We start from the raw sequence: 24665 nt of genomic DNA, 5'->3' as shown, positions 1-24665 counted from the left end.
CGCGCCGCTCAGTGCGTGCCCGAGGCGCGCGCGTGCCATTCGTAGTCGAAGACGGTCGCCTGCACCGGCTCCGACAGGCTTTCGACGAAACCGATGACTTCCGGATCCTTGACGAAGCTCGCAGCCGAGCTCGCCGCGAGAATCGCCGAGCTGTCCTGCGGCCGCGCGACGAGGAAACCCTGCACATAGTCCACGCCGATCTCCTGCAGCGCGCGCAAGGTATCGATGTCCTCGACCCACTCCGCGACGCTGCGCATGCCGAGATTGCGCGCCAGCGCGACGATCGCCTCGACGATGGCGATATCGGCCGGATGCGCGCACATCGAGCGCACGAATTCGCCGTCGATCTTGAGCGCATCGGCGGATAGCGCCTTCAGATATTTGAACGACGTGTAGCCGGCGCCGAAGTCGTCGAGCGCGATCTTGCCGCCCATGTCGTGCACGCGCGCGATGAAACGCTGCGTGTTCTCCAGATCGTGCAGCGCGACGCTTTCCGTGATTTCGAGGCACAGGTAATGCACGATCGACTGATGCCGCGCGAAGAGCGCGAAGATATCCTCCATGAACTGCTCGTCGTTCAGCGAACCGCCTGAAAGATTCACGCAAATGAACTGCGTGTTGCCGAGCTGATGCCGATGCGCTTCGATCCAGTCCAGCAGCGTCGAGATGACCCAGCGATCGATCGCCGCAATGTTGCCCGATTCCTCCGCCGCGACGATCACCTTGCCTGCAGGCAGCGTTGCGCCATCGGGCGCGCGCATGCGCAGCAGCACTTCGAAGTTGAGCGATTCGGTCGGCTTGGTGAGCGACATGATCGGCTGCATCACGAGGAAAAGTCCCGGCGGCAGGCGATTGCGCCCGAGCGTCTCGACGAGCTTCAGTTCCTCCGCGCGCTCCTCGAACGCCGCCGCGCCCTTGCGGTACGTGACGAGATGCGTGTGCGCGACCTTTTTCGCTTCCCGGCACGCGCGATCCGCGTGTGAAAGCGCGTCCTGCACGCGCACGCCCTGCGAGCATTCGACGAGACCGATCGACGCCTTCACCTGAAACGCGCGATTGCCGACCTGATACGGCGCATCCGACAAAATGGAGATGAGTTCGCGGCATTGCGCGATGGCGTCTTCGATCGACGTGTCGTGCATCACGCAGACGAACTCGTCGCCGCCGATGCGTCCGACCGGATAACTGCGCGCGAAGTGCGCGCGCGTGCGGGCCGCGACCTGGCGCAGCACTTCGTCGCCGCTGCGATGGCCGAAGAGATCATTGACGAGCTTGAAGCGGTCGAGATCGACATAGGCCAGTGCCCACGGCAGCGTCTCTTCGCTTTGCGCGGCAATCGCCTTCTCGACGCCGCGCCGGTTGAGCGAGCCCGTCAGCGAATCGTGCTCGGCGAGAAAGCGCAGGCGCTCGACGGCCTTCGACCGTTCGGTCGTGTCCTGCAGCGAGCCTTCGATCCAGCCGTTCGAGCGGATTGCCTTCAACAGATAGCGGCGCTCGGCGGTGCCGCGTTCGGGCGAGCCGCCCATTTCGAGTTCGCCGTCGCTGCCCTTCGACGCGAGCGCCTGCAGCGCGCCCCACGCGCCGGCTTCGAAGTAGTCGTTCCAGTGCCGCACCTTGTAGTCGGCCTTTTGCAGATCGAGCATCGCGCGCAACGCCGGATTGGCGCGCACGAAGTGACCGTCGGAATCGAGCGTGAAGAGGCCGATCGGCGTGACTTCGTAGGTGTTGCGCAGTTCCATCTGCGCCTGGCGGCGGAAATCGCGTTCCGCGCGCATCTGCTCGGCGATCGCGAACGCCGCCATCATGCTCGACGACAGCGCGGCCATCACCGTATTGAAGCCGCCGACGAGCACCTTCAGCCCGAAGGCCGCGCCGAGCACTTCGGAGAACGTGGAGAAAAGCACGATCGCGAGCGACGCGACATACCACAGCACGGTGCGCGAACGCGCCATCCACACGAGCCGCGCGAGGAAGAACAACAGCACGCATATGCCGAAACCCGCGATGACCCAGAGCGTCGGAATGAAAAGCTCATACGGCAACGCGATCGCGGCGGCGAGCAGCACAATGCCGACGTACTGAATGACGCGCAGCAGCCAGCGATAACCGACCACGCGCAACTCGCGCCGGAAAAGCTGTTGAAAGAGCGCGGCCGTCAACAGGTAATAGGCCGCGAAGGTGATTTGCCGCAATGGCTGAATGTATTCGGTCGGCAATACGCGGCCGAGCCATTGCATGTCCCAGCCCATCGCATTTGCGCAGAGGCGCAGATTGCCGACGAGCCATACCGCGAAAATCACATAGGTCCATTCGTGATTGATGAGCGCCGTCACGAAGACGAATACCGCGAGCGTCAGCAAACCGCCGGCGATCAATCCGGAGCTTTCCTGAAAATCGAGCGCCGAATTACGGAGGCCTTGCCATTCCCATGTAAATGCGTTGATTTGCGCGGGTCCGGAAAATGTGCCCCGGCAGAGAATGTTTTCCGGTTCTTTCAATCGCCCGACGTGAATCGAGAAACCGGCTTTAACCGCGCGCATCTGGCCGCTGACGGATTCGCGGCTCGCCTCGCCGAGCGGCGCAAGCGTGTCCGCGTTCCAGCAGGCAAGCGTTTGCGCGTGACGCGACGGCAATTCGACGACCGTCGATGAATGCGCGCTCATGCTTGGCGTGGTGAAACTGAACCAGACCGGCTTTTCCGAAAGACGCGTGCTGTAGCGCGATACCGGCGTGACGCCTCGAAGCGCCACGAGCGCGTCGCCGGGATTCATGATCGCGGCTTTATCGGCGACGACGCGCAGTTGGAGCGGAACCGCGCCGCGCGTTTCGTATTGACGCGGAAGGAAATAGAGCGTGGCGATCGTACCGAGCAAAATCAGAAAAGGCACGGCGTAAACGGCGACCGCGTACAGCGCGTCGTCGATCCACGAGCCCGTGCGTCTGAATCTCGATAAGGAAGCTGGAATAACCGACGCCATTCTTGGAAAAACCCCCGTTTGCGCCCAGCGCGAAATGCGCCGGCGCAGACAGCGGCGGAGGCCGAAGCCCCGCGCGCCGCCGCTTTTGGCCAACCGGACCGCTCGTGGTCCGGTTATTCGCTATTACCGTCCTAAATACGATCGTCCGTTTCTTTTACCTGCCGTAAGCCATCAACGGAGCGTCTGGGCATCGTACCGGTTCCCAGTCAAAAGATAAATCTACAGAATGCAAATCGATGTCCGGGTGATGCGTGTTCACCATGTAATTGAAGAGCGGATGACGGGCTTCTTCCCAGCGCTGGCGCGCCGCTGCGACGTCCTTCGCGAGCACGCGATGCGGCAGCCCGCCGACATGCGACATCGGCAGGAATTCGTTGACGCCGAAAACATCCTTGAAGAGCATCGCCTCATACTCCCGATCCAGCGGCGTGCGCGCCGTGATCACCATGTAATCGATCCCGTGCAGTTCGCAGAACATCCAGAGCGCCTTGCACAGCGCCACTTTCACCACCCGCCCCACCATGCCGCCCGCGACGCCGAGACGCGTCGCTTCCGCGAGGCGGCTCGTCGCCAGATGATCCGGCAGACGCACCGACTGCTCGACGGCGAGCGGGCCGTACGCATTGGTCTGAATACGCATCGTCCCGAGCGGTGCGCCGTCGAGTTTCGATTCCGCGAGAAGCACCGCCGTGCCGCGATCGCGGTCCGACGGCTCGATCGTCATCTTTTCGGCGAATTCGGGCAGATGCCGCCCGTAGGCCGAACGTCTGATGCTCACGGCTTTCTGCAGTCCGCCATCGTCTTCGACGATACGGATAGTAAACGGCATGCGCTCCGTTTTCTGAAGCGCGGGGACGACCGTGAGAGTCGGGCGTACCGCCGATTCGGTCTGGTTAGCGGCGGCATTGTTGGCAAGGTTCAGACGTTCCATTTGTAAACCCCATTTTTTCTTGGCGATTGGAAAGGTGCCGCGTGTTGAGGACGTTTATTGGAGGGTTCCTTACACGGGCGGGTCGAGCCTCTCACGAAGTCGAAAAAGGGGGTGCGCGCTTGCCGCTGTTTCTCAGCAACTTTTGGGCTAATTCAGTGGAAGAAAGCTTCTAATCGGCGAATAAGCCAATCGTCGGCCGCAGCCGCAAACCGAAATATGCATATGCCAGGAAGGTATATGCGCGCCCGATGAGGGTGAAAGAACGAGGGTAAGCAGCCACCGGCCAACGCGAGAGGCATTCAGGAGAATAGCGTTCGGCGAACAGTCGCGGAGCATCGCGTAAACGCTGGAAAACATTTAATAAAAGGGGTTCGGTAACGTTTGCTTACATTTTTCTTCGCAGATTCTGCGAAACCAAAAATATGCAAAGTTTGGGATTGCCGAAAGGCGATCGAGGAGGACGAAAAAAAGCGGGCGCCCTTCCGAAAGGACGCCCGCTCTATCACGACATAATCGTGTCGGCAGTATGAAACGCGCTGAAGCGAATTAAAAAATCAGTCCTCTTCGTCTAGCCAGGGGATATCCACGTCGGTAATGAACGCGACCATCGCGAGCGGACGGCCTTCCTGCCGCCCGATATTGCCGTCGGCGCGTTGCCACTCGCAGCGGAAAATCGTCGCGGGCGTGTCGGCGAGCAGCGTGATGGTGCGGATTTCGTCCGGATCGTTATCCTCGACCGGACCGTCGAGCGACACGAGCAATTGCTGCGGCCAGACGCCGTCGGCCGGATCGTAGATCTTGTCGCCGTCGTGGATGACGACGTGCGCCTCGACGCCGATCGTCGCCGACGCCTCGACGATCATCTTGCCGAGCGCGCGCAGCACCGCGGTGGCGCGGCCCGAGTTGGCCTGGCGGATCGCGAGATCGCCGCGCGTCAGCGCCTGCTCGAGTTTGGGGTTGGTTTTCTGTTGCGCCATCTATCTCTCTCAAGGGGTTCGTTGCGACTTTCGACGGGCACGGCCCGGCTTAAGTTGCACGCGGATCGTAGCATCGCACCAACAAAGATAGGTCGCGCGGGCGTCGGCGGCAAACCGGAGACGACAAAGCCCGCTCGACGCATGGACGGATCGCGCTCAAGTTTGCACGCGACCAGCCGATATTGCGCTCATCCCCACCGAAACGCGTGACTGCCGTGCCGTTCATCGACCTGACTGCTCCTTTGTGCGTTCGTCCGCCGGCGCTCGCTTCCCGCATGCCGTCTCCGGGCACCGCCGTGCGGCCGCCGCGACAGCGTCCCTGAACGTGCTGACCGGACATACGGAGATCGTCGACGGCATCACGCTGCGCACGCATCTGCAACCGATCTACAGCCTGCCGCACCAGCGCGAGGTGGGCTACGAGGCGCTGTTGCGCGGCGAAGCCGAAGACCGCGCGCTAGTCGGACCGTTCGATCTCTTCGCGCGCGCGATCGTCGCGGGCAAGCTGACCGAGCTCGACCGCATGAGCCATCTCACGCATCTGCGCAACGCGGCGCCGATGCTGCCCGCCGCGCACTGGCTCTTCGTCAACATCAATCCGGCGACCTTCACCGATCCCGGCTATGCCGCGCGGCTCGCGGCGGCCACGCGCGCATCCGGTCTCGCGCCCGAGCAACTGGTGATCGAAGTGCTCGAATCCGGCGGCACGGACGTCGCGGAAATCGCGCGCGCGACGCGTTCCTTTCGCGCTCAAGGCTTTCTCGTCGCGGTCGACGATTTCGGTGCGGGGCATTCCAACATCGACCGGCTGCTGACGCTGCGGCCGGACATCGTCAAGCTCGATCGCAGTCTCGTGCGGGCGAAAAGCGCTCACATGCGCGACGCGTTGCTGCCGAAGCTCGTCGATCTGCTGCACGAGTCGGGCATGTTCGTGGTCGCCGAAGGCATCGAGACGCACAAGGATCTGATGCTGGCGGCGCGCTCGAACGTCGATTTCGTCCAGGGCTATCTGCTCGGCATGCCGTCGGTGCGGCTCGCCGAGCGCGGCGCGGTCACGCCGCTTTTCGAAGACGTGTTCGACACGCTCGCGCAGATGCGCCGCACCGAGCGCCTCGCGGGCGATCTGCTTCTGCTGCCCTATCGCGCGGGACTCACGCAGGCGGCGCGGCGTTTCGCGTCGGGCGCGACGGCCGAAGCCTCTTGCGCCGACCTGCTCGCGCAGCCGTGCACGCTGAGTTGCTTTTTCCTCGATCAGGGCGGCCGCGAGTTCATGCCCGGCCTGGCGGGCGCGGCCGCGAGATCGCCGACCGCGCGGTTCGCGCCGATCGCCGATCCGTCGACGGGCCGCTGGGACAATCGTCCGTATTTCGTCGATGCGCACGCGAAGCCGCAGCAGGTCGTCGCGAGCACGCCGTATCTCTCGGTGACGGGCACGTCGCTATGTGTGACGCTGACGATCGCGACGCAGCGCAACGCCAAACCGGTCGTGATTGGCGTCGATCTCGACTGGCGTCGCCTGAGCGAAGCGGCGCCCGCGATTCTCTGACTCTTCAGCGTCTCAGGCGGTCGCGCGCTTCGTCCGCGCGATCGCATCGGCCAGCGCCGCCGCGCCCGCGCGCAGCGCCGCGACATTGCCGGGCTCGAAAGTCCAGTGTCCCGCCGCATTCACGACGGTCAGTTCCGCGCCCGGCCAGTGAGCCGCGAGGTCGAGCGCCTGATCGGCCGGACACACCATGTCGAAGCGGCCATGCACGATCCGGCAAGGCAGATGCGCAATTCGCGCGATGAGCGGCAAGAGCGGGATCGGCGGCAGTTCGTTCGCCATGTAGTGCCGTTCGAGCAACGCCATCGAGATCGCCGCCGCGTTCGCTTCCGCGCTCGGACGTTTCTCTTCCTCGGCCGGTTCCTTCTCGGGCTTGTTGACGACGGAAAGCGTCGTCTCGTACTGCGTCCACGCGCGCGCGAGCCGCGTGCCGGCTTCGTCGAAGCGCGCGAGCGGCGCTTCGGTCATCCGCAAAATGTCCTGCCCGTTCGCGGGACGCTGGCCGCACGCCGCCTCGATGGCATCGAGGAACGCGCGATGCGCTTCCGGAAACACGCGCCGCACGTCCCATAGAAACCAGTCGATGTCCTCGCGCCGCGCGAGAAAGATGCCGCGCAGCAGAAAGCCCGTGCAGCGCTCGGGATGCGCGACGCCATACGCGAGCCCGAGCGTCGTGCCCCACGAGCCGCCGAAGATCGCCCATTGCTCGATCTGTAACGCGACGCGCAGCTTTTCCATATCGCCGACGAGCGCATCGATGCCGTTCGCTTCCAGCTTGCCGAACGGCGTGGACTTGCCGCAGCCGCGCTGATCGAAGAACACGACGCGCCATTTGTCCTGCTCCAGCACCTCGGCCCATTTGACGTTCATCGCGCCGCCGGGGCCGCCGTGCACGACGAGCATCACCGGCGCGTCGCGCGGGCCCTGCGCGCGCCAGTAGATCGAATGACCGTCGCCCACGTCGAGCATGCCTTCGTCGAACTGCACCGGCGTCTGATTTTCCATTGCGCTGTTTCCTTGCTGTGTGTTTTGTCGGGGTCCATTGTTGCATCGCTTCGATGACGCCGCATGACGCGAAACGCCGATCCGGGGCGTTTCACCCGATACGCTATGCTTGCGGATTCCCGCCGTTCATCCCACAGTCATTCACGAATCCCGATGCGACGCACCCTCGTCAAGTGGCTCTTTGCAACCTATCTGCTGGGCAGCGGCATCGTCTGGTCGATTCTGATCCTGCCGCTCTTTCCGTTCGTCGGCCGCAACGGACGTTACCGGCTCGCGAAGCTCTGGTGCCGCGCGATGGTCGTGATGATGCGCGTCATCACCGGCGTGACGTGCTCGATCGAAGGTCTGGAGCATCTGCCCGACGGGCCGTGCATCATCCTGTCGCGTCACGAATCGACGTGGGAAACGCTTTCGTTCATGGCGCTCTTTCCGCGACGCATCAGCTTCGTGTTCAAGCACGAACTCATGAACATTCCGTTTTTCGGCTGGGTGCTGCGCGGGCTCGACATGGTGAGCCTCGACCGCGGCTCGATCCGTCAGGCGCATACGGCCGTGACGCGCGAATGCGCCGCGCGGCTCAAAAAGGGCGATTCCGTCGTGATCTTTCCGGAAGGCACGCGCGTCGCGCACGATGCGCCGCTCAAGCTGGCGTCGGGCGGCGTGCGTCTCGCGTGCGCGACGAAGGTGCCGGTCGTACCTGTCGTCCACGACGCGGGCAAGGTCTGGCCGGCGAAAGGGTGGCCGGATCGCGGCGGGCATATCCGCGTGATCGTCACGCCCTGCCTGCCGCTCGACTGCCAGATTCCGCAGGAATTGAACCGCCTCGCGCAGTCGCAAATGGACGATGCGCTCGCCGTGTTGCGCTAGACGGCGCTCAATACGGCGGACGTTTCTTTGCGGCGCACAAGCGGTTCACCGCGGCGATCAGCGTCCCCACGTCGACGGGCTTGCGCAAATAGCCGTCGTAGCTGACGAACGCCGGCGGGTTCGGATGCCCCGAAATCATCAGGAAAGGAATGTGCGCGAGCGACGCGTCGTTCTTCATCGTCTGGCAGAGCAGCGCGCCGCCCAAGCCCGGCATCATCCAGTCCGATACGACGATGTCCACGCTCTGTTCGCCGAGTATCGACAACGCCTTGTTGCCGTCGAACGCGCATAAGACATTGCAATCCTCGCCTTGCATAGAGAGGGTCCAGGCTTCGATGGTGGCGGGGTCGTCGTCGACGAGCAGTACAGTCTTCATCTTGCGAACTTGTTCGAGTGCGGCGCGTTTGTGCGGCGGGAGGTGCAGGACAAAGGCTGCCGGCAACATCGGTAGTGACTGCCGCCAAGGCCGATGGTTGCCGTCACCGCTTATCTGCAGCTTTTTGTCATAGTATTTCTTTCGCGCCAAATCTGCGCGGTAAATGCTGCTTCAGCAACTTGCGCGCCGCCCGGCGTCGGCGGTCATTTGCTCCCGGCGCGCGAGCGGCCGGCGTCGCGCAGTGCGTCGACGAGCGCCTCTTCCACCGGCGTGCGCGCGGCGTCGTTGCGGCGGATCAGGCCGATGGGCTCGTCGGTGCCCGCGAAGGGCATCGGCAGCGCGGCGAGCAGTCCGAGGCCGATGTCCTGCTCGACCGCGCCGGCCGGCACGAACCACACGGCGTCGTTGTTCATCGCGAGCGCGCGCCCAAGCGACACCGACAACGTTTCGACGAGCGCCGTCAGCGCGTGCGCGCCGAACGCGGTCAGCACGCTTTCCGCCGATTGACGGATCAGCGTGCCGAAAGGCGGCACGACGATCACGAAGCGCGCGAGCAGCGCGGGCGTGAGCGGCGTTTCGAGCGTCAGCGGATGCTCGCGGCGCACGACCACCGCGAGCGGCTCGCGATAAATCTGCTCGAAGGACAGCCCGTGCATCGCTTCCGGCTCGGACAAGCGTCCGACGACGAGATCGACGTCGCCCGCCTTCAGCTTTTCCAGCAAGAGCGCGTTGGAATCGGTCCAGACGGACAGCGACACCGCCGGCCACTGCTGCCGGAACGATGTCAGCGCGGGCGAAAGCAGCACCGGCGCGACCGTCGGCAGAACGCCTATCGAAATGGATCCCGGCACGTCGCCACGTTCCCGCAGAAGCATGTCGACGCCCTCGCGCAGCGACGCCACGCACGCGCTCGCGTGCGGCGCGAAGAGCCGGCCCTCGCGCGTAGGCACCGCGCCGCGCCGCCCACGCTCGAACAGCCGCACGCCTAGAATGGATTCGAGCTCGCCGATCGTTTTGGAAACGGCGGGCTGCGTGATCGACAGACTATCGGCGGCGCGCTGCACGCTGCCGAGTTGCGTGACGGCCAGAAAACACTGGAGATGCCGGAACTTGACGCGGGTGTTGGTGAAATCGGTATCCATGACGATCCGTTATGCAAGATGGCACGAAACATCATTTTCCATAACTTGTGTCGTTCTATAAAGTAGCCGTCAGAAACATCCTATTCAACTTCCACAAATACAGGAGACAGTCGACATGACCTCCCCCATCCTCACACCGCGTGACTGGGAATCCCATCCCGCGTATCTGTCGCCGGGTTACCGGTCGTCGGTCCTGCGCAGCCCCGGTTTGCCGCTCATTCCGCTGAAGGAAAATCTGCGCAACCGCCGCGTGCCGGTCTACGGTGCTGAAGACTTGGGCGTGCTCGACAACGACCTCACCCGTAACGCCGCGAAAAACGGCGAACCGCTCGGCGAGCGGATCATCGTGACGGGCCGTGTGCTCGACGAAGGCGGCCGTCCGGTGCGCAACACGCTCGTGGAAGTGTGGCAGGCGAACGCCGCCGGCCGCTACGTGCACAAGGCGGACCAGCACGATGCGCCGCTCGATCCGAACTTCCTCGGCGCGGGCCGCTGCCTGACCGACGACGAAGGCCGCTATCGCTTCATGACGATCAAGCCGGGCGCGTATCCGTGGGGCAACCACCCGAACGCGTGGCGTCCGCAGCACATCCACTTCTCGCTCTTCGGCGAATATTTCGGCTCGCGCCTCGTCACGCAGATGTATTTCCCCGGCGATCCGCTGCTCGATCTCGATCCGATCTACCAAGGCATTCCCGAGCACGCTCGCAAGCGTCTGGTTTCGGCCTTTTCGATCGACACGACGCAGGAAAACTACGCGCTTGGCTACGAATTCGACATCGTGCTGCGCGGCCCGGACCAAACGCCGACGGAGTAACCGAACATGACCACGCTGAAACAGACCCCTTCGCAGACCGTCGGACCGTACTTCGCTTACGGCCTCGTTCCCGAGCAGTACAACTTCGATCTGAAGAGCCTCTTCACCGCATCGGCGGCGGATCGTGAAGTGCCGGGCGAGCATATCGCCGTCGTCGGCAACGTGTTCGACGCGGAAGGCAAGCCCGTCAACGACGCGCTGATCGAAATCGCCCAGGCCGATGCGAACGGCCGCTACGTGCAGAGCGCGCAGGAAGCGCGGGAGTCGGGCTTTCGCGGTTTCGCGCGCTGCGGCACGGGCACGGATCCGAAGCTGCGCTTCATCTTCGATACGGTGAAGCCGGGCGCAACCGCCGACGATTCCGCGCCGCACCTCGATGTCATCGTGCTGATGCGCGGCATGCTGCTGCACACCTACACGCGCATCTACTTCGAGGACGAAACCGAAGCCAACGCGAAGGACACCGTGCTGCAGAGCGTGCCGGCGGAGCGCCGTCATACGCTTGTCGCGAAGCGCGAAGCGGGCGCGTCGGCCAAGCCGGGTTCGTCGGGCACGATCTATCGCTTCGACATCCATCTGCGCGGCCCGAACGAGACGGTTTTCTTCGATCTGTAAAGTTTCTCGCAGCAGTCGTTTGAAACGAGGGCGTCCGGCACTGCGCTATAGTGTCGGACGCCTTTCGTTTTTCTCCGCACTCTTTCCATGTCCGACGCTCCCACGCCCAGCCCGCTCTACGTCAAGCTTCTCGCCGAAACCGCCCAGATCGGCTGGTCCGAGCTGGAGCGCTTTTTCGCGCAAGGCAAGCTCATCTGGGTGAAGGGCGATCTCGATCTCGTAAGCGTCGCGGAAGCCATCGCCAACGACGACAAGCAGCAGGTCACGCAATGGCTTTCGGCAGGACTCGTCGAACGCATGCAGGCCGAGACCGCCGCCGATGTCGCCGCGCGCGATCCGCAACTGTGGGCGGTGGTGCTGTCGCCGTGGGTGTGCGTCCAGGAACGCGGGTGAACGGATGCAGTCGCGCTGCCTCGCGACACCGCAGTAGGCGCTGAAGCGCTAACTGCGGTTGTCGACGTAATCCGTCCACAGCACGACGAGAATCGTCATCAGCGCCGGACCGATGAAAAGGCCGATCAGCCCGAACGTCTCCGCGCCGCCGAGAATGCCGAACAGCACGAGCAGAAACGGCAGCCGCGCCGATCCGCCGATCAGCACCGGCCGCACGAAGTGCTCCGCCACGAACACCACGATCAGCCCGAACACGGCGACGCACGCCGCCGCGATGGTCGAGCCTTGCGCGAGCAGCCATAGCGCCGAGCCGAGAAAGACGATCGGCGCGCAGAACGGCAGCATCGCCGCGACGGCCGTCAGCATGCCCAGCAGCGTCGCATGGGGCACGCCCGTCACCGCATAGGCGACGCCGAGCAGCGCGCCCTCCCCCAAGCCGACGACCACGAGCCCCACGACCGTGCTGCGCACCGATTCGGCCATCCGGCGAACGATCGCGGCGCCATCCGGGCCGAACGCGCGGCGCGAACCCGCGAGCAGTTGCTCGCCGAGCTTCGAACCCGCGAGAAACACGAAGAAGAGCGTCATCAGCATGAAGCCGAAGATGACGAAACCATGCACGACGCGCCCGCCGAAGTGCCGCGTCATCGCGACGACCGTCGCGCTATGCAGGTTCTTCACTGCGGGCGATGCTTCGAGCGGCGTCGCGAGATTCTCCTGCCACCAGCGCGCGACTTGTTGCGAACCCATCGGCAGATGCTCGATGAACGCGGGCATCGGAAGGCCGGTGCGCAGCACTTCGTGGAACCAGTGGAGCATGTCGCGCGCTTCGCTCACCGTCTGCGCCGCGACGATGAAAAACGGCACGACGAAAAGCAGGCCGATGGCCGCGGTCAGCCCGACAGCAAGCACGTTGTGATGCCGTCTGAACATGGGCCGGCGTTCGAGCCAGCCGAAAGCCGGCCACAGCGCAATCGCGATCACGCTCGCCCAGACGACCGCCGGAATGAAGGTACGCGCCGTATAGAGCGCGACCAGAACGAGCACGGCATAGAGCGCGGCGGAAGCGGTGCGCTGCATCTTTCGCGTGCGCTCGGATGAGTCCGGGGTCGGGTCGTTGCGCGGCTGGATCGGCATGGATGATGAGGCTCTGTTCGTGAGATCGATGACCGGCGAAACATGAAAGCTCGCCAGCATTGTAATCACGCACGAATCATTCCACTCGATGCGCGCAGTCAGGCAACGTTATTTACAGAAGGCACCTTTCGCGCTCCCTATAATCGAGACTCGATTTCGATGCAGGACTATGCAATGAAGGCAATGGCTTCGCGCGCAACGGTGGGCGCATGTGTGTCGCTCGCGCTGCTCGCCGGATGTTCAAGCGGGCTCAATCGGTCGAAGGAAGACCGGTTGAACGCGCAATACGGCATCACGATGTTGCCGGTCAAGGGAGGCGTGGAGATGCGCTTGCCGAACACGCCGCTCTTCGATACCGATGAATCGACGCTTCGCCGCAGCGATTCGCCGATGCTCGATCGCGCGGCGCAAGTGTTGAAGCGCAGCATGCGGCCCGTGCTGATCGAAGGCCATACCGACAACGAAGGCTCGCTCGCCTATAACCGCGCACTGTCGGCGGCGCGCGCCGATGCCGTCGCGCAGGCGTTGATCGCGCGCGGCGTGCCCGCCGAACGCATCACGACGAAGGGCATGGCGTATCTGCGGCCCATCGCGACGAACGACACCCGTGAAGGGCGCGCACTGAATCGCCGCGTGGAAATTCTCGTGCGCGCCGAGAGCGAAGAGACGCTGCTCGGCGCGCCCGCCAAGGTCAAGCGCTAGCGGCCTGCTCGACTTCCAGCACGAGCAATTGCGAGCCGTCGGCGACCTGATCGCCGACCTCGAACAGAATCTCGCCGATCTTGCCCGTCGCCGGAGCCACGATCGTGTGCTCCATCTTCATCGCTTCCATCACCATCAGCGGCGCGCCCTTCGTCACGGATGCGCCCGTTTCCACGAGCACCGCGATCACCTTGCCGGGCATCGGCGCGGTGAGACGGCCTTCGTGCTCGGCATCGCCCGCGTGCGCCATCAGGTTCTGCCATTCGAACTGGAACGCCGCGCCTTCGTGGAAGACGTGGAAGACGTCGCCGTCGGTGAAGACGTGGCCTTTGATCAGCGCATCGTCGAGTTGCACCGCGAACGATGTCTCGCCGCTATGCGACCAGTCGAAGCGCGCGCTGGCATCGTCGAGACGCAGGCGCTTCTCGCCGTTCTTCGTGAACACGACCTTGAGCGTTTCGTCGGTATCGAGCGCGCGCCAGTTCAAATCCTGGCTGTAGCCGCCCGCCATGCGCCAGTGCGACAGCGCATCCCACGGCGAATGTCCGTGCGCCTCGCCGCCCTCGCGCGTGAGCAGCGCGGCGCATGCGAGCGCGAGCCCCTTCTTGCGCGAGACGTGCGTCGGCGCGAAGAGCGCATCGTGATGACGCTCGATCAGGCCCGTATCGAGATCAGCCGACGCGAACGGCTCGCTCTTCACGATGCGCTGCAGGAACTCGACGTTCGTCGACAAGCCGACGATCTCGCATTCCGCCAGCCCGCGCGCCATGCGGGCGAGCGCGTCGCGACGGTCGCGCCCATGCACGATCAGCTTCGCGATCATCGGATCGTAGAACGGCGTGATGGCATCGCCCTGACGCACGCCGCTATCGACGCGCACGTCGCCATCGATCGAAAACTCAACCGCGTGCGGCATGCGCACGTGCTTGAGCGTGCCCGTCGACGGCAGAAAGCCGCGCGACGGATTCTCCGCGTAGATGCGCGCCTCGATCGCGTGGCCATGCACCTTCAGCTCGTTTTGCTTCAACGGCAGCGGCTCGCCCGCCGCCACGCGCAGTTGCCACTCGACGAGATCGAGGCCCGTGACCATCTCTGTCACCGGATGCTCGACCTGCAGGCGCGTGTTCATCTCCATGAAGTAGAACTGGCCGTCCTGCGTCATGATGAATTCGACCGTGCCCGCGCCGACGTAATTCACGGCGCGCGCCGCCGCGACCGCAGCTTCGCCCATCGCGCGACGGGTTTCGTCGTTGAGGCCGGGCGCGGGCGCTTCTTCCAATACTTTCTGATGGCGCCGCTGCACGGAGCAATCGCGATCGAATAGATAGACCGCGTTGCCGTGCTTGTCCGCGAAAACCTGCACTTCGACGTGACGGGGACGCAGCAGATACTTCTCGATCAACACGCGATCGTTGCCGAAGCTCGACGCCGCCTCGCGCTTGCACGACGCGAGCGCCGCCGCGAAATCCTCGCTTCTCTCGACGACGCGCATGCCCTTGCCGCCGCCGCCCGCGCTCGCTTTCAGCAGCACCGGATAACCGATGCGATCCGCTTCGCGCTGAAGCAGCGACGGATCCTGATCGTCGCCGTGATAGCCGGGCACGAGCGGCACCGATGCGGATTGCATCAGCGCTTTCGCGGCGGCTTTCGAACCCATCGCGCTGATCGCCTCGACGGGCGGTCCGATGAACACGAGTCCGGCTTTTTCGCACGCGTTCGCGAATGCTTCGTTTTCCGAAAGAAATCCGTAGCCCGGATGAATTGCTTGCGCGCCGGTTTTCTTCGCTGCATCGACGATGCGCTCGATGCGCAGATAACTCTCCGACGCCGCCGATCCGCCGACATGCACCGCTTCATCGCAGACATCGACGTGTTTCGCTTTGGCATCGGCGTCCGAATACACCGCGACGCTGCCGACGTTCAGGCGCTTCGCCGTCGCCGCGACGCGGCATGCGATCTCGCCGCGGTTCGCTATGAGTATTTTGTTGAACATGGCGTTACATCCCGAGGTCACATGCGGAACACGCCGAAGCGTGTTTCTTCGATAGGTGCGTTCATCGTCGCGGCCAATCCGAGGCCCAGAACGTCGCGGGTCTGCGCGGGATCGATCACGCCGTCGTCCCACAGACGCGCGCTCGCGTAATACGGATGCCCTTGCACTTCGTATTGATCGCGGATCGGCGCCTTGAACGCTTCCTCGTCCTCCTTCGACCACGTGCCGCCCTTCTTCTCGATGCCGTCGCGCCGCACCGTCGCGAGCACGGACGCGGCCTGCTCGCCGCCCATCACCGAGATGCGCGCGTTCGGCCACATCCACAGAAAGCGCGGCGAATACGCGCGGCCGCACATGCCGTAATTGCCCGCGCCGAACGAGCCGCCGATGATCACCGTGAACTTCGGCACCTTGGCGGTCGCGACCGCCGTCACCATCTTGGCGCCGTTGCGCGCGATGCCTTCGTTCTCGTACTTGCGGCCGACCATGAAGCCCGTGATGTTCTGCAGGAACACGAGGGGAATCTTGCGTTGCGCGCACAGTTCGATGAAATGCGCGCCCTTCAAGGCGGATTCGCTGAAGAGAATGCCATTGTTCGCGACGATGCCGACCGGATGCCCCCAGATATGCGCGAAACCGCAGACGAGCGTCGTGCCGTAGCGCGCCTTGAATTCGTCGAAAGCGGAATCGTCGACGATGCGCGCGATCACTTCACGCACGTCGAAAGGCTTGCGCGTATCGACGGGAATCACGCCGTAGACGCTTTGCGGGTCATAGCGCGGCGGCAGCGGTTCTTTCAATGCGAGCGTCGGCGTCTTCACGCGATTCAGATTGCCGACGATGCTGCGCGCGATGCCGAGCGCATGCGCGTCGTTCTGCGCGAGATGATCGGCGACGCCGGACAGACGCGTATGGACATCGCCGCCGCCGAGATCTTCGGCGCTGACTTCTTCGCCCGTCGCGGCTTTCACCAACGGCGGACCGCCGAGAAAGATCGTGCCTTGATTCTTGACGATGATCGATTCATCGCTCATCGCGGGCACGTACGCGCCGCCCGCCGTGCACGAGCCCATCACCACGGCGATCTGCGCGATGCCTTGCGCCGACATGTTCGCCTGGTTGTAGAAGATGCGGCCGAAGTGATCGCGATCGGGAAACACGTCGTCCTGATTCGGCAGATTCGCGCCGCCCGAATCGACGAGATACACGCACGGCAGGCGGTTCTGCTCCGCTATTTCCTGCGCGCGCAAATGCTTCTTCACGGTGACGGGATAGTACGTGCCGCCCTTGACCGTCGCGTCGTTGCACACGACGACGCACTCCTGCCCCGCAATGCGCCCGATGCCGGTGATGATGCCCGCGCCGGGCGCGTCATCGTTGTACATACCGTACGCCGCGAGCTGCGACAGTTCGAGAAACGGCGTGCCCGGATCGAGCAGTTGCGCGATGCGATCGCGCGGCAGCAGCTTGTTGCGCGATACGTGCTTGTCGCGCGCGGCCGCGCCGCCGCCTTCCGCGATCTTCGCGATCTTCTCTTTGAGGTCCGCGACGAGCGCTTCGAGCGCCGCCGCGTTCGTGCGGAATTCCTCGCCGCGCGGATTCAGTTTCGATTCGATGATCGTCATGACGCGCGCCTCAAGCCGTCTCGGCGAACAGTTCGCGGCCGATCAGCATGCGGCGGATTTCGCTCGTGCCCGCGCCGATTTCATAGAGCTTCGCATCGCGCCACAGACGGCCGACCGGATATTCGTTGATGTAGCCGTTGCCCCCGAGCACCTGAATCGCTTCGCCCGCCATCCACGTCGCTTTTTCGGCGGTGTAGAGAATGACGCCCGCGCAGTCCTTGCGCACTTGCCGCACATGGTCCGAGCCGAGCGTATCGAGCTGACGGCCGACGGCGTAAAGATACGCGCGGCACGCTTGCAGCGTCGAGTACATGTCCGCGACCTTCCCCTGAATGAGCTGGAATTCGCCGATCGCCTGACCGAACTGCTTGCGATCGTGGATATACGGCACGACCGCGTCCATGCACGCGAGCATGATGCCGGTCGGCCCGCCCGCGAGCACCGCGCGCTCGTAGTCGAGGCCGCTCATCAGCACTTTCGTGCCGCCGTTCAGTTGACCGAGAATGTTCTCCTTCGGCACTTCGACGTTCTCGAACACGAGTTCGCCGGTATGCGAGCCGCGCATGCCGAGCTTGTCGAGCTTCTGCGCAACCGAAAAGCCTTTCATGCCCTTCTCGACGATGAACGCCGTGATGCCGCGCGGACCGGCTTCGATGTCCGTCTTCGCGTACACGACGAGCGTGTCGCAATCCGGCCCGTTGGTGATCCACATCTTGGTGCCGTTGAGCACGTAGTGATCGCCCTTTTCCTCGGCGCGCAGCTTCATGCTGACGACGTCGGAACCGGCGTTCGGCTCGCTCATCGCAAGCGCGCCGATATGCTCGCCGGACACGAGCTTCGGCAGATACTTGCGCTTTTGCGCCTCGGTGCCATTGCGATGAATCTGGTTCACGCACAGATTCGAATGCGCGCCGTACGACAACCCGACCGACGCCGACGCCCGCGAAATCTCTTCCATCGCGACCATGTGCGCCGTATAGCCCATGTTCGCGCCGCCGTATTCCTCGGAGACCGTCATGCCGAGCACGCCGAGATCGCCTAATTTCTTCCAGAGGTCCATCGGGAACTGATCGCTGTGATCGATCTCGCCCGCGCGCGGCGCGATTTCCTTCGCTGCGAAATTGGCGAGCGAGTCGCGCAACATGTCGATGTCTTCGCCCAACGCGAAATTCAGGCCGGGTACGTTGCTCATGGGTCGTCTCCTCCAGATGCGATGTTTTCGGTGCGTCCTGAAATATGAGCCTCACTCACACAGGACCACAAACCACGGAATGGGGCAATTTCACGCTCAAATCGCCTAGCCGTCAATAGATTTTTGAGCTACGCTCACATTTATTTCCCCACGTTTCCCGCCAATGTCGACGCAAACCACCGCCACCGGCCGCCGCGCGCCCGCCGGCGTCAAATCGCAGCAGCGCGTGAAGGACATCCTGCAGGCGGGGCGCGACGTCTTCGCCGAGAAAGGCTACGACGCCGCGACGAGCGCCGAGATCGCGCAGCGCGCGGGCATTTCGGAAGCGACGGTGTTCAGCTATTTCAGCGGCAAGCGCGAGTTGTGCGCGCGCGTCATCGCGGATTGGTACGACGAAATCATCGATGCGTTCGAGAGCGGCCTCCCGCGGGACGGCTCCGTGCGGCAGCAGTTCGCGTTCATCGTCAGAACGCACATGCGGCTGATGCTGATGAACGGCACCGGGTTGTGCGCGCTCGTGCTGTCGGAAGGCCGCACGAAGCAGCACGATCTCTCCGACACGCTGACCGAGCTGCAACGCCGCTACACCGCGCCGCTGATGGACGTGCTCGCGCGCGGCCAGGCGCTCGGCCACGTGCGCGCCGACATGCCGTTGCGTCTGTTGCGCTCGCTCGTTTTCGGGCCGATGGAGCACGTCCTGTGGGACGCGACGCTCGCGAAGCGCCGCCTGAGTCAGACTCAGATCGAGACGACGGCGAACGAATTGGTGGAAGTATTGTGGGCGGCGCTGCAGCCGCCGAACGCGCAACTGGCGGCGCTCGCGCAGTTCCGGCAGGACGTCGAGGAAGCGTCGCGGCGCTTCGAAGCGAGCGCCGCGCGCGAGAAACCTACTTCTTGACGAAGCGCAGCGCGAGCCGCGCGAGTTTCGGCACGGTCGTAGGACGCAGCAGGCGCGCGTCGTAACCGCCCATGCGGCGATCATTTTCGGCGAGACACAGTTCGATCAGCGAGCGAACCGATACATCGCCCGCGACCGAATCGCCGACATTCGCCGGAAAGTTCGCATCCTGCGCCGCGCCGCTCTTGTCGAAGCCGCGCGCGAGCGAGATGCGGTCGCGAATCAGCGAAATCCACACGCTCGCGGTCTTGACCAGGAACCACGGCTTGCGATACCAAGGCAGACTCCGCCGATACCACGCGACCCAGTTCGCGAAAAACAGGATGTGCCGCGCCTCTTCCTGAATCACCGGCTCGAAGGTTTCGACGAGTTCCTCGGGAAAATAACCCGATTGTCGCGCCGCCTCGAATAGGCCGAACGCGAAGAAACTGTCGATGCACTCGCTGTAACCCGTGAGCATCCACGCGCGCAATGCATCGTCGGGAGCGGGATACGGCGGTTCGGGCGCGAGCTCGATGCCATATGCCTCGACGAGCTTCGACAGCACCAGCTTGTGCCGCGCTTCCTCGCCGCCGTTCATGCGCAAGGCTTCGCGCAATTGCGGATCGCCGACGGTGCCCGCGTAGGTCGCGACGCGGATCGACGCGCGCCCTTCCGTCTGCACCGCGATATCCCAGATCGGCAGCGAAGTCACGCGCTTCAACGCCGCGGGATCGAGCTTCGGCCAGTCGATGACGGCCGGCTTGTACGGATTGTGCGTCGTCAGCAACATCTCGCAGAACATGCGCTTGTGCAGGTCCGAACCGATCGGAATCTTCCCCGTCGACCGGTACGTCCAGTTGCGCATCGCATGATCTGCTTCCACCGGGTTGAGCGTGTCGGACATATTCGAATATTGGCCGCCGAATGGGTAGGTCCTGCGGATTTTGGCATACAGGACGCTGACTCGCAGCATCATGCGCGCATTTTCGCCTATCGCGAGATTTTCTCCAGCGCGAGATCGCGCGTTCGCGGGCCCATGAAACCGATCGCGGCCATCACGATCAGCATCGCCGACGCGATGAACACGAACACGCCCGTCGTCCCGAAACCCTTCAGCACGCCCGCGATGATGAACGACGTGAAAATCGCGGAGAAACGGCTCCACGAATACACGAAACCGACGGCGCGCGCGCGGATGCTCGTCGGAAAGAGTTCGGTCTGATACGCGTGATAGCTGTACGACATGATGTTCGCGGAGAGCGTGAGGCCGACGCCCATCGCGATCAGAAACGCCGGGTTGCCCGACTGGCTGAAGGCCAGCCCGCAGACGATGTTGAGCGCGGCCATCGCGACGATCGCGGTCTTGCGCTCGATCCTGTCGGCAATGGCGAGCCCGATGATCGGTCCGACCGGCGCGGCGATCGCAATGATGCTCGAATACATCAGGCTCGACGTCACCGTGATGCCCTGCTTGACCAGCAGCGTCGGCACCCAGTTGGCGAAGCCGTAAAAACCGACGGTCTGGAATATGTTGAAGATGATCATCATCGCGGCGCGCTTGCCGTAGGGCGGCTTCCACATGTCGGCGAACGCGCCGCGCCGCTCCGCTGTCTCGACGGCGGGTTCGGGCGGCGGCAGCGGCTTGCCGTATTCGCGCGCGACTTTCTCTTCGAGCGCGCGCATCACGCGATCGGCTTCGTCGAGGCGTCCTTTCTGCGCGAGCCAGCGCGGGCTTTCGGGCAGCGTGCGGCGAATCCACCAGACGAAGAGCGCCCCGTGCGCGCCGATGATGACGACCCAGCGCCAGCCGTCGATGCCGAAGGGCGCGCGCGGCACGAGCAGATAGGCGAGAAACGCGACCACCGGCACCGCCATGAAACCGACCGCCTGCTCGCATGCGAACGCGCGCCCGCGGATGTGTTTCGGCGCGAGTTCGGAGATATACGTGCCGATCGTCACCAGTTCCACCCCGATGCCCACGCCCGCGACGAAGCGCCAGACGTTCAGGCCGGTCGCCGTGTCCTGGAACGCCATGACGAGGTTGGCGCCGGTGTACCAGAGCAGCGAATACGTGAAGATCGCGCGCCGTCCGAAGCGGTCGGCGAGAAATCCGCAGGCGATCGTGCCGATGAAAAGCCCCGCGAACAGCGACGCGATAAAGCTCGCGACGCCCGTCATGCCGAAAAGTCCGCTGGTCGTCGGCGTGAGAATGCCGCTTTTGACGAGACCCGGTGCGACGTATCCGGAATACAGCAGATCGTAGAGCTCGAAGAAGAAACCGAGGCTCAAAAGGACGATGAGCGTCCAGACGGAGCGCGTGGCGGGCAGGCGATCGAGCCGGGCGGAAATGCTGCCGGCGGTGACGGGAAGCGCCTGTGCGTGTGCGCTGCGGGGTGTTGCCATCGGGGTGTCTCCTGATGAGGCGGGGTGCGCCGCGCGGCATCGCTGGCGCGGCGCGGTCGGACGAGGGACGAATTTTAACCGGGTGGGTAACATGAGCTGGAAGCTGAATCCCGTCGCCTCGTGCGTCACACCGATCGCCATCGGACTGCCGGGGTTCCGGAAGAACCATCCGCTCAGCCCCCGATACGAAGAAAAGCTCTAAAGCCCCGCTATCCGGGCTTTTACTAGCTCCCGAACTATTTTGGCTTGGTAACCTTCTGCCGATTCTGAACGGACACGATCCGCGGAATATCATGCTCTGGCGCCCAACGACGCGCCGGACGTCCGGTACGAGACCTTCCGGGCTGAACTGACCACCTTCTGGAGTTAAAACAGTGAAGAAACTGCTCGCGGCACTGACGATGTCCCTCCTCGCCGCCACGTCGCTCACCGCCGTCACGCCGGCGCTTGCGAAGGACTATTCGACGATCCGTTTCGGCGTCGACGCAAGCTATCCCCCGTTCGAGTCGAAGGGTTCCGACGGCAAGCTGGTCGGTTTCGACATCGATCTCGGCAATGAGATCTGCGCGCGCCTGAAGGCAAAGTGCGTGTGGGTGGAAAACGACTTCGACGGCATGATTCCCGCGCTCAAGGCGAAGAAGTTCGACGGCGTGCTTTCCTCGATGTCGATGACGCCGCAACGCGCCGAGCAGATCGCCTTCTCGAGCAAGCTCTTCAACACGCCGACGCGCCTCGTCGCGAAAAAGGGCAGCAACATCCTGCCGACGGCCGAAAGCCTGAAGGGCAAGAACGTGGGCGTCGAACAGGGCACGATCCAGGAAACCTACGCCAAGACCTACTGGGCGCCGAAGGGCGTGACGGTCACGCCGTACCAGAACCAGGACCAGGTCTATGCCGATCTGATCTCGGGCCGCCTGGACGCCGCGCTGCAAGACGCGGTGCAGGCTGAAATCGGCTTCCTGAAGACGCCGCGCGGCGCGGGCTACGACTTCGCCGGTCAAAACATCGACGATCCGAAGACGCTCGGCAACGGCGCGGGCATCGGTCTGCGCAAGGAAGACACCGATCTGAAGGCGAAGATCGACAAGGCTATCGCCGACATCATCAAGGACGGCACCTACAAGAAGCTCGAAAAGAAGTACTTCGACTTCGACGTGTACGGCAGCTAAGCCGCTCGCCACAAGCCACACCGGCTGACGAACGGGCTCCGCGCTCAAGGGCGCGGAGCCCGTTTGCTTTTCGGACAGCGGTTTCGGCGGCCGATTTCCGCTAAGATCGAACGTTCGAGACAGCGCCGACGGAAGGAGACGCCGCGGCGCGGAGCACTTTTCCGAGGCAAGACCGCGCACTCGCCTGCGCGCGACCAACATGCAAACCAGAACTCATTCCCTGATCTCGCCGACGCTCGGCACTTCCCGCAACATCACGAGTTTTCACTACGGCCCCGGCGGCGGCCAGAAAATCTACGTCCAGTCGTCGCTGCACGCGGACGAACTGCCCGGCATGCTCGTCGCATGGCGTCTGCGCCGCCAGCTCACCGAATTCGAAGCGGCGGGCAAGCTGCGCGGCGAAGTCGTCATCGTGCCGGTGCCGAATCCGATCGGCCTGTCGCAACATCTGCACGGCACGCTGATGGGCCGCTTCGAGACCAACAGCGGCCACAACTTCAACCGCAATTTCCACGATCTCGCCGCGCTGATCGCGCCGCGCATCGAAGCGCGCCTCGGCAAGGACGCCGGCGCGAACAAGCTCGCCGTGCGCGCCGCGATGAAAGAAGCGCTCGACGAGCAGACGCCGCACACCGAGCTCGAATCGCAACGCCTCGCGCTGCAAAAGCTTTCCTTCGACGCCGATGTCGTGCTCGATCTGCACTGCGATCTCGACGCCGCGCTGCATCTCTACACCAATCCGGACATCTGGGACGAAGTCGAGCCGCTCGCGCGCTATCTCGATGCAAGAGCGTCGCTGCTCGCGCTGAATTCGGTCGGCAATCCGTTCGACGAAATCCACAGCTTCTGCTGGTCGGATTTGCGCCAGCGTTACGGCGAGCGCTTCCCGATTCCGAATGGCGGCATTTCGGTGACGGTCGAACTGCGCAGCCAGCACGACGTGTCCTACGAACTCGCGGATAAAGACGCGCAGGCCATCGTCAACTATCTGATCCACCGCGGCGTGATCGACGCGCCCGTGCCCGAGCAGCCGCCGCTCGCGTATCCGGCGACGCCGCTCGCGGGCGCGGAGCCGATCGTCGCGCCGGCGTCGGGCGTGCTCGTGTTTCGCGCGCAAGTGGGCGCGTTCATCGAAGCGGGCGAGCCGATCGCCGATATCGTCGATCCGCTCACCGATGTCGTCACCACGCTCAAGTGCACGACCTCCGGCGTGATGTACGCACGGCATATCACGCGCTTCGCGACGGCCGGGCTGGAAGTGGCGCGCATTGCGGGCGCGAAGGCCTATCGCACGGGCTCGCTGCTGTCGGCGTAAGCGTTTCGCGGCGGATCAGAACGGCGCGAGACAGCATTGCGCCGCGACGATCTTCCACGCGCCGCCAATGTCACCCCACGTTCGCGTGTAGCGCAAGCTGCCCGCGAACGGCGCGCCCGCGAACGTTCCCGAAAGCGCCACGCGCGTGACCGTCACGGCAAACGCGCCGTACACGCGCACGCTCTGATCCTCGACGTCCAGTTTCTCGATGCGCTGCATGCCGTAACGATGTCCGTTGAGATCGTCGGACTTCGTCCAGACCTTGCCGGTCGCATCGACGAAACTGAGGTCGTCGGCCAATAGCGCATCGAGTGCGTCCACGTCCGATGCCAGCATCGCCTTCTTCAGGCGCTCCTCCAGTTCCCGGATTCCTTGCTCGTCCATGTTTTCGCTCGCGGTGACGGAACCGAGAGCATCGCATCGGACGCGCCGAATACACAAGCGCCGATATTTCGCCATCCCTGTTGCACACGCGACACACCGCAAGGCGGCTGAAAGCACTGTCACATTTCTTTCTTTAGCGCCCGCTACATTTGCGCCCGTCGAACGCCACGCGCCATCAGAGCGCGACGCACTGCAGACACCGTCAACAACCACACCGCGAA

Annotated in this window: 22 protein-coding genes; 9 read left to right on the top strand and 13 right to left on the bottom strand. The window is 63.8% G+C overall.

The genetic code is table 11. The annotated features are described in order from the left end of the window. Window positions 1-8: 8 nt before the first annotated feature. From QCE58_RS24805 to QCE58_RS24795, 3 genes are all read right to left on the bottom strand, one after another. On the bottom strand, window positions 9-2978 hold the full coding sequence (locus QCE58_RS24805; RefSeq protein WP_309780484.1) for an EAL domain-containing protein: 2970 nt from the start codon (window positions 2976-2978) through the stop codon (window positions 9-11). Window positions 2979-3132: 154 nt separating this feature from the next. After that, on the bottom strand, window positions 3133-3807 hold the full coding sequence (locus QCE58_RS24800; protein ID WP_250458883.1) for an N-acyl amino acid synthase FeeM domain-containing protein: 675 nt from the start codon (window positions 3805-3807) through the stop codon (window positions 3133-3135). A gap of 656 nt (window positions 3808-4463) precedes the next feature. Continuing rightward, window positions 4464-4886 carry a hypothetical protein gene (locus tag QCE58_RS24795; protein ID WP_008353757.1) on the bottom strand — a complete coding sequence of 141 codons (423 nt, stop codon included), beginning with the start codon at window positions 4884-4886 and terminating at the stop codon, window positions 4464-4466. Between the two features lie 325 nt (window positions 4887-5211). On the opposite strand from QCE58_RS24795, the gene QCE58_RS24790 reads away from it, so the two are divergent. After that, window positions 5212-6432 carry an EAL domain-containing protein gene (locus QCE58_RS24790; RefSeq protein WP_144403698.1) on the top strand — a complete coding sequence of 407 codons (1221 nt, stop codon included), beginning with the start codon at window positions 5212-5214 and terminating at the stop codon, window positions 6430-6432. Between the two features lie 12 nt (window positions 6433-6444). Here the strand turns inward: QCE58_RS24790 and pip are convergent, their stop codons facing one another. Then, window positions 6445-7434 carry a prolyl aminopeptidase gene (gene pip, locus QCE58_RS24785; protein WP_008353760.1) on the bottom strand — a complete coding sequence of 330 codons (990 nt, stop codon included), beginning with the start codon at window positions 7432-7434 and terminating at the stop codon, window positions 6445-6447. 153 nt (window positions 7435-7587) lie between these two features. Here pip and QCE58_RS24780 point away from each other — a divergent pair, with 153 nt between their 5' ends. Beyond that, window positions 7588-8301 carry a 1-acyl-sn-glycerol-3-phosphate acyltransferase gene (locus tag QCE58_RS24780; RefSeq protein ID WP_008353761.1) on the top strand — a complete coding sequence of 238 codons (714 nt, stop codon included), beginning with the start codon at window positions 7588-7590 and terminating at the stop codon, window positions 8299-8301. 7 nt (window positions 8302-8308) lie between these two features. On the opposite strand, the gene QCE58_RS24775 is transcribed toward QCE58_RS24780, so the two are convergent. After that, on the bottom strand, window positions 8309-8827 hold the full coding sequence (locus tag QCE58_RS24775) for a response regulator transcription factor (RefSeq protein WP_235366236.1): 519 nt from the start codon (window positions 8825-8827) through the stop codon (window positions 8309-8311). A gap of 53 nt (window positions 8828-8880) precedes the next feature. Further along, window positions 8881-9819 (bottom strand): pca operon transcription factor PcaQ, encoded by a 939-nt coding sequence (pcaQ, locus tag QCE58_RS24770; protein WP_034471860.1) that lies wholly within the window; start codon window positions 9817-9819, stop codon window positions 8881-8883. A gap of 115 nt (window positions 9820-9934) precedes the next feature. Here pcaQ and pcaH point away from each other — a divergent pair, with 115 nt between their 5' ends. The 3 genes from pcaH to QCE58_RS24755 all read left to right on the top strand — a co-directional run bounded on the left by pcaH (window position 9935) and on the right by QCE58_RS24755 (window position 11644). Beyond that, a complete protein-coding gene (gene pcaH / locus QCE58_RS24765) occupies window positions 9935-10636 on the top strand; it encodes a protocatechuate 3,4-dioxygenase subunit beta (protein ID WP_033536333.1) in 702 nt (233 codons plus the stop codon). 6 nt (window positions 10637-10642) lie between these two features. Continuing rightward, window positions 10643-11251: a protocatechuate 3,4-dioxygenase subunit alpha gene (gene pcaG, locus QCE58_RS24760; protein WP_008353765.1), complete on the top strand. Its 609-nt coding sequence runs from the start codon at window positions 10643-10645 to the stop codon at window positions 11249-11251. Between the two features lie 87 nt (window positions 11252-11338). Continuing rightward, window positions 11339-11644, top strand: a complete 306-nt coding sequence (locus QCE58_RS24755; RefSeq protein ID WP_008353766.1) for a DUF2288 domain-containing protein — start codon at window positions 11339-11341, stop codon at window positions 11642-11644. Between the two features lie 48 nt (window positions 11645-11692). Here the strand turns inward: QCE58_RS24755 and QCE58_RS24750 are convergent, their stop codons facing one another. Next, the gene (locus QCE58_RS24750; RefSeq protein WP_033536337.1) at window positions 11693-12781 is read right to left on the bottom strand and encodes an AI-2E family transporter; all 1089 of its coding nucleotides are present in this window, start codon (window positions 12779-12781) and stop codon (window positions 11693-11695) included. 174 nt (window positions 12782-12955) lie between these two features. On the opposite strand from QCE58_RS24750, the gene QCE58_RS24745 reads away from it, so the two are divergent. Then, on the top strand, window positions 12956-13483 hold the full coding sequence (locus QCE58_RS24745; protein ID WP_167561848.1) for an OmpA family protein: 528 nt from the start codon (window positions 12956-12958) through the stop codon (window positions 13481-13483). Here QCE58_RS24745 and QCE58_RS24740 read toward each other — a convergent pair. Genes QCE58_RS24740 through QCE58_RS24730 form a run of 3 tightly spaced genes read right to left on the bottom strand, consistent with a single transcriptional unit; the run spans window position 13473 to window position 18293 of the window. After that, a complete protein-coding gene (locus tag QCE58_RS24740) occupies window positions 13473-15476 on the bottom strand; it encodes an acetyl/propionyl/methylcrotonyl-CoA carboxylase subunit alpha (protein WP_250521569.1) in 2004 nt (667 codons plus the stop codon). The genes QCE58_RS24745 and QCE58_RS24740 overlap by 11 nt on opposite strands. Window positions 15477-15493: 17 nt before the next feature. Continuing rightward, window positions 15494-17101 (bottom strand): carboxyl transferase domain-containing protein, encoded by a 1608-nt coding sequence (locus QCE58_RS24735; RefSeq protein ID WP_175979144.1) that lies wholly within the window; start codon window positions 17099-17101, stop codon window positions 15494-15496. A gap of 10 nt (window positions 17102-17111) precedes the next feature. After that, the gene (locus QCE58_RS24730) at window positions 17112-18293 is read right to left on the bottom strand and encodes an isovaleryl-CoA dehydrogenase (RefSeq protein ID WP_250521568.1); all 1182 of its coding nucleotides are present in this window, start codon (window positions 18291-18293) and stop codon (window positions 17112-17114) included. A gap of 163 nt (window positions 18294-18456) precedes the next feature. On the opposite strand from QCE58_RS24730, the gene QCE58_RS24725 reads away from it, so the two are divergent. Beyond that, a complete protein-coding gene (locus QCE58_RS24725; protein WP_008353774.1) occupies window positions 18457-19191 on the top strand; it encodes a TetR/AcrR family transcriptional regulator in 735 nt (244 codons plus the stop codon). Here QCE58_RS24725 and QCE58_RS24720 read toward each other — a convergent pair. Together QCE58_RS24720 and QCE58_RS24715 are read right to left on the bottom strand one after the other, a co-directional pair. Continuing rightward, window positions 19181-20077 carry a ferritin-like domain-containing protein gene (locus tag QCE58_RS24720; protein ID WP_250435573.1) on the bottom strand — a complete coding sequence of 299 codons (897 nt, stop codon included), beginning with the start codon at window positions 20075-20077 and terminating at the stop codon, window positions 19181-19183. The genes QCE58_RS24725 and QCE58_RS24720 overlap by 11 nt on opposite strands. An 86-nt stretch (window positions 20078-20163) precedes the next feature. After that, a complete protein-coding gene (locus tag QCE58_RS24715; RefSeq protein WP_250521567.1) occupies window positions 20164-21576 on the bottom strand; it encodes an MFS transporter in 1413 nt (470 codons plus the stop codon). 374 nt (window positions 21577-21950) lie between these two features. Between QCE58_RS24715 and QCE58_RS24710 the strand changes: the two genes are divergently transcribed. After that, on the top strand, window positions 21951-22745 hold the full coding sequence (locus QCE58_RS24710; RefSeq protein WP_008353777.1) for an ABC transporter substrate-binding protein: 795 nt from the start codon (window positions 21951-21953) through the stop codon (window positions 22743-22745). A 199-nt stretch (window positions 22746-22944) separates the two neighbouring features. Continuing rightward, entirely contained in the window at window positions 22945-24060 is a 1116-nt protein-coding gene (locus tag QCE58_RS24705) for a succinylglutamate desuccinylase/aspartoacylase family protein (protein ID WP_250521566.1), read from the top strand. A gap of 15 nt (window positions 24061-24075) precedes the next feature. Here the strand turns inward: QCE58_RS24705 and QCE58_RS24700 are convergent, their stop codons facing one another. Further along, on the bottom strand, window positions 24076-24444 hold the full coding sequence (locus QCE58_RS24700) for a nuclear transport factor 2 family protein (protein ID WP_175979141.1): 369 nt from the start codon (window positions 24442-24444) through the stop codon (window positions 24076-24078). Window positions 24445-24665 lie beyond the last annotated feature (221 nt).

The sequence above is a fragment of the Caballeronia sp. LZ028 genome (assembly GCF_031451415.1).
GTDB lineage: Bacteria > Pseudomonadota > Gammaproteobacteria > Burkholderiales > Burkholderiaceae > Caballeronia > Caballeronia zhejiangensis.
This window is presented reverse-complemented; position numbering and strand designations above follow the sequence as displayed.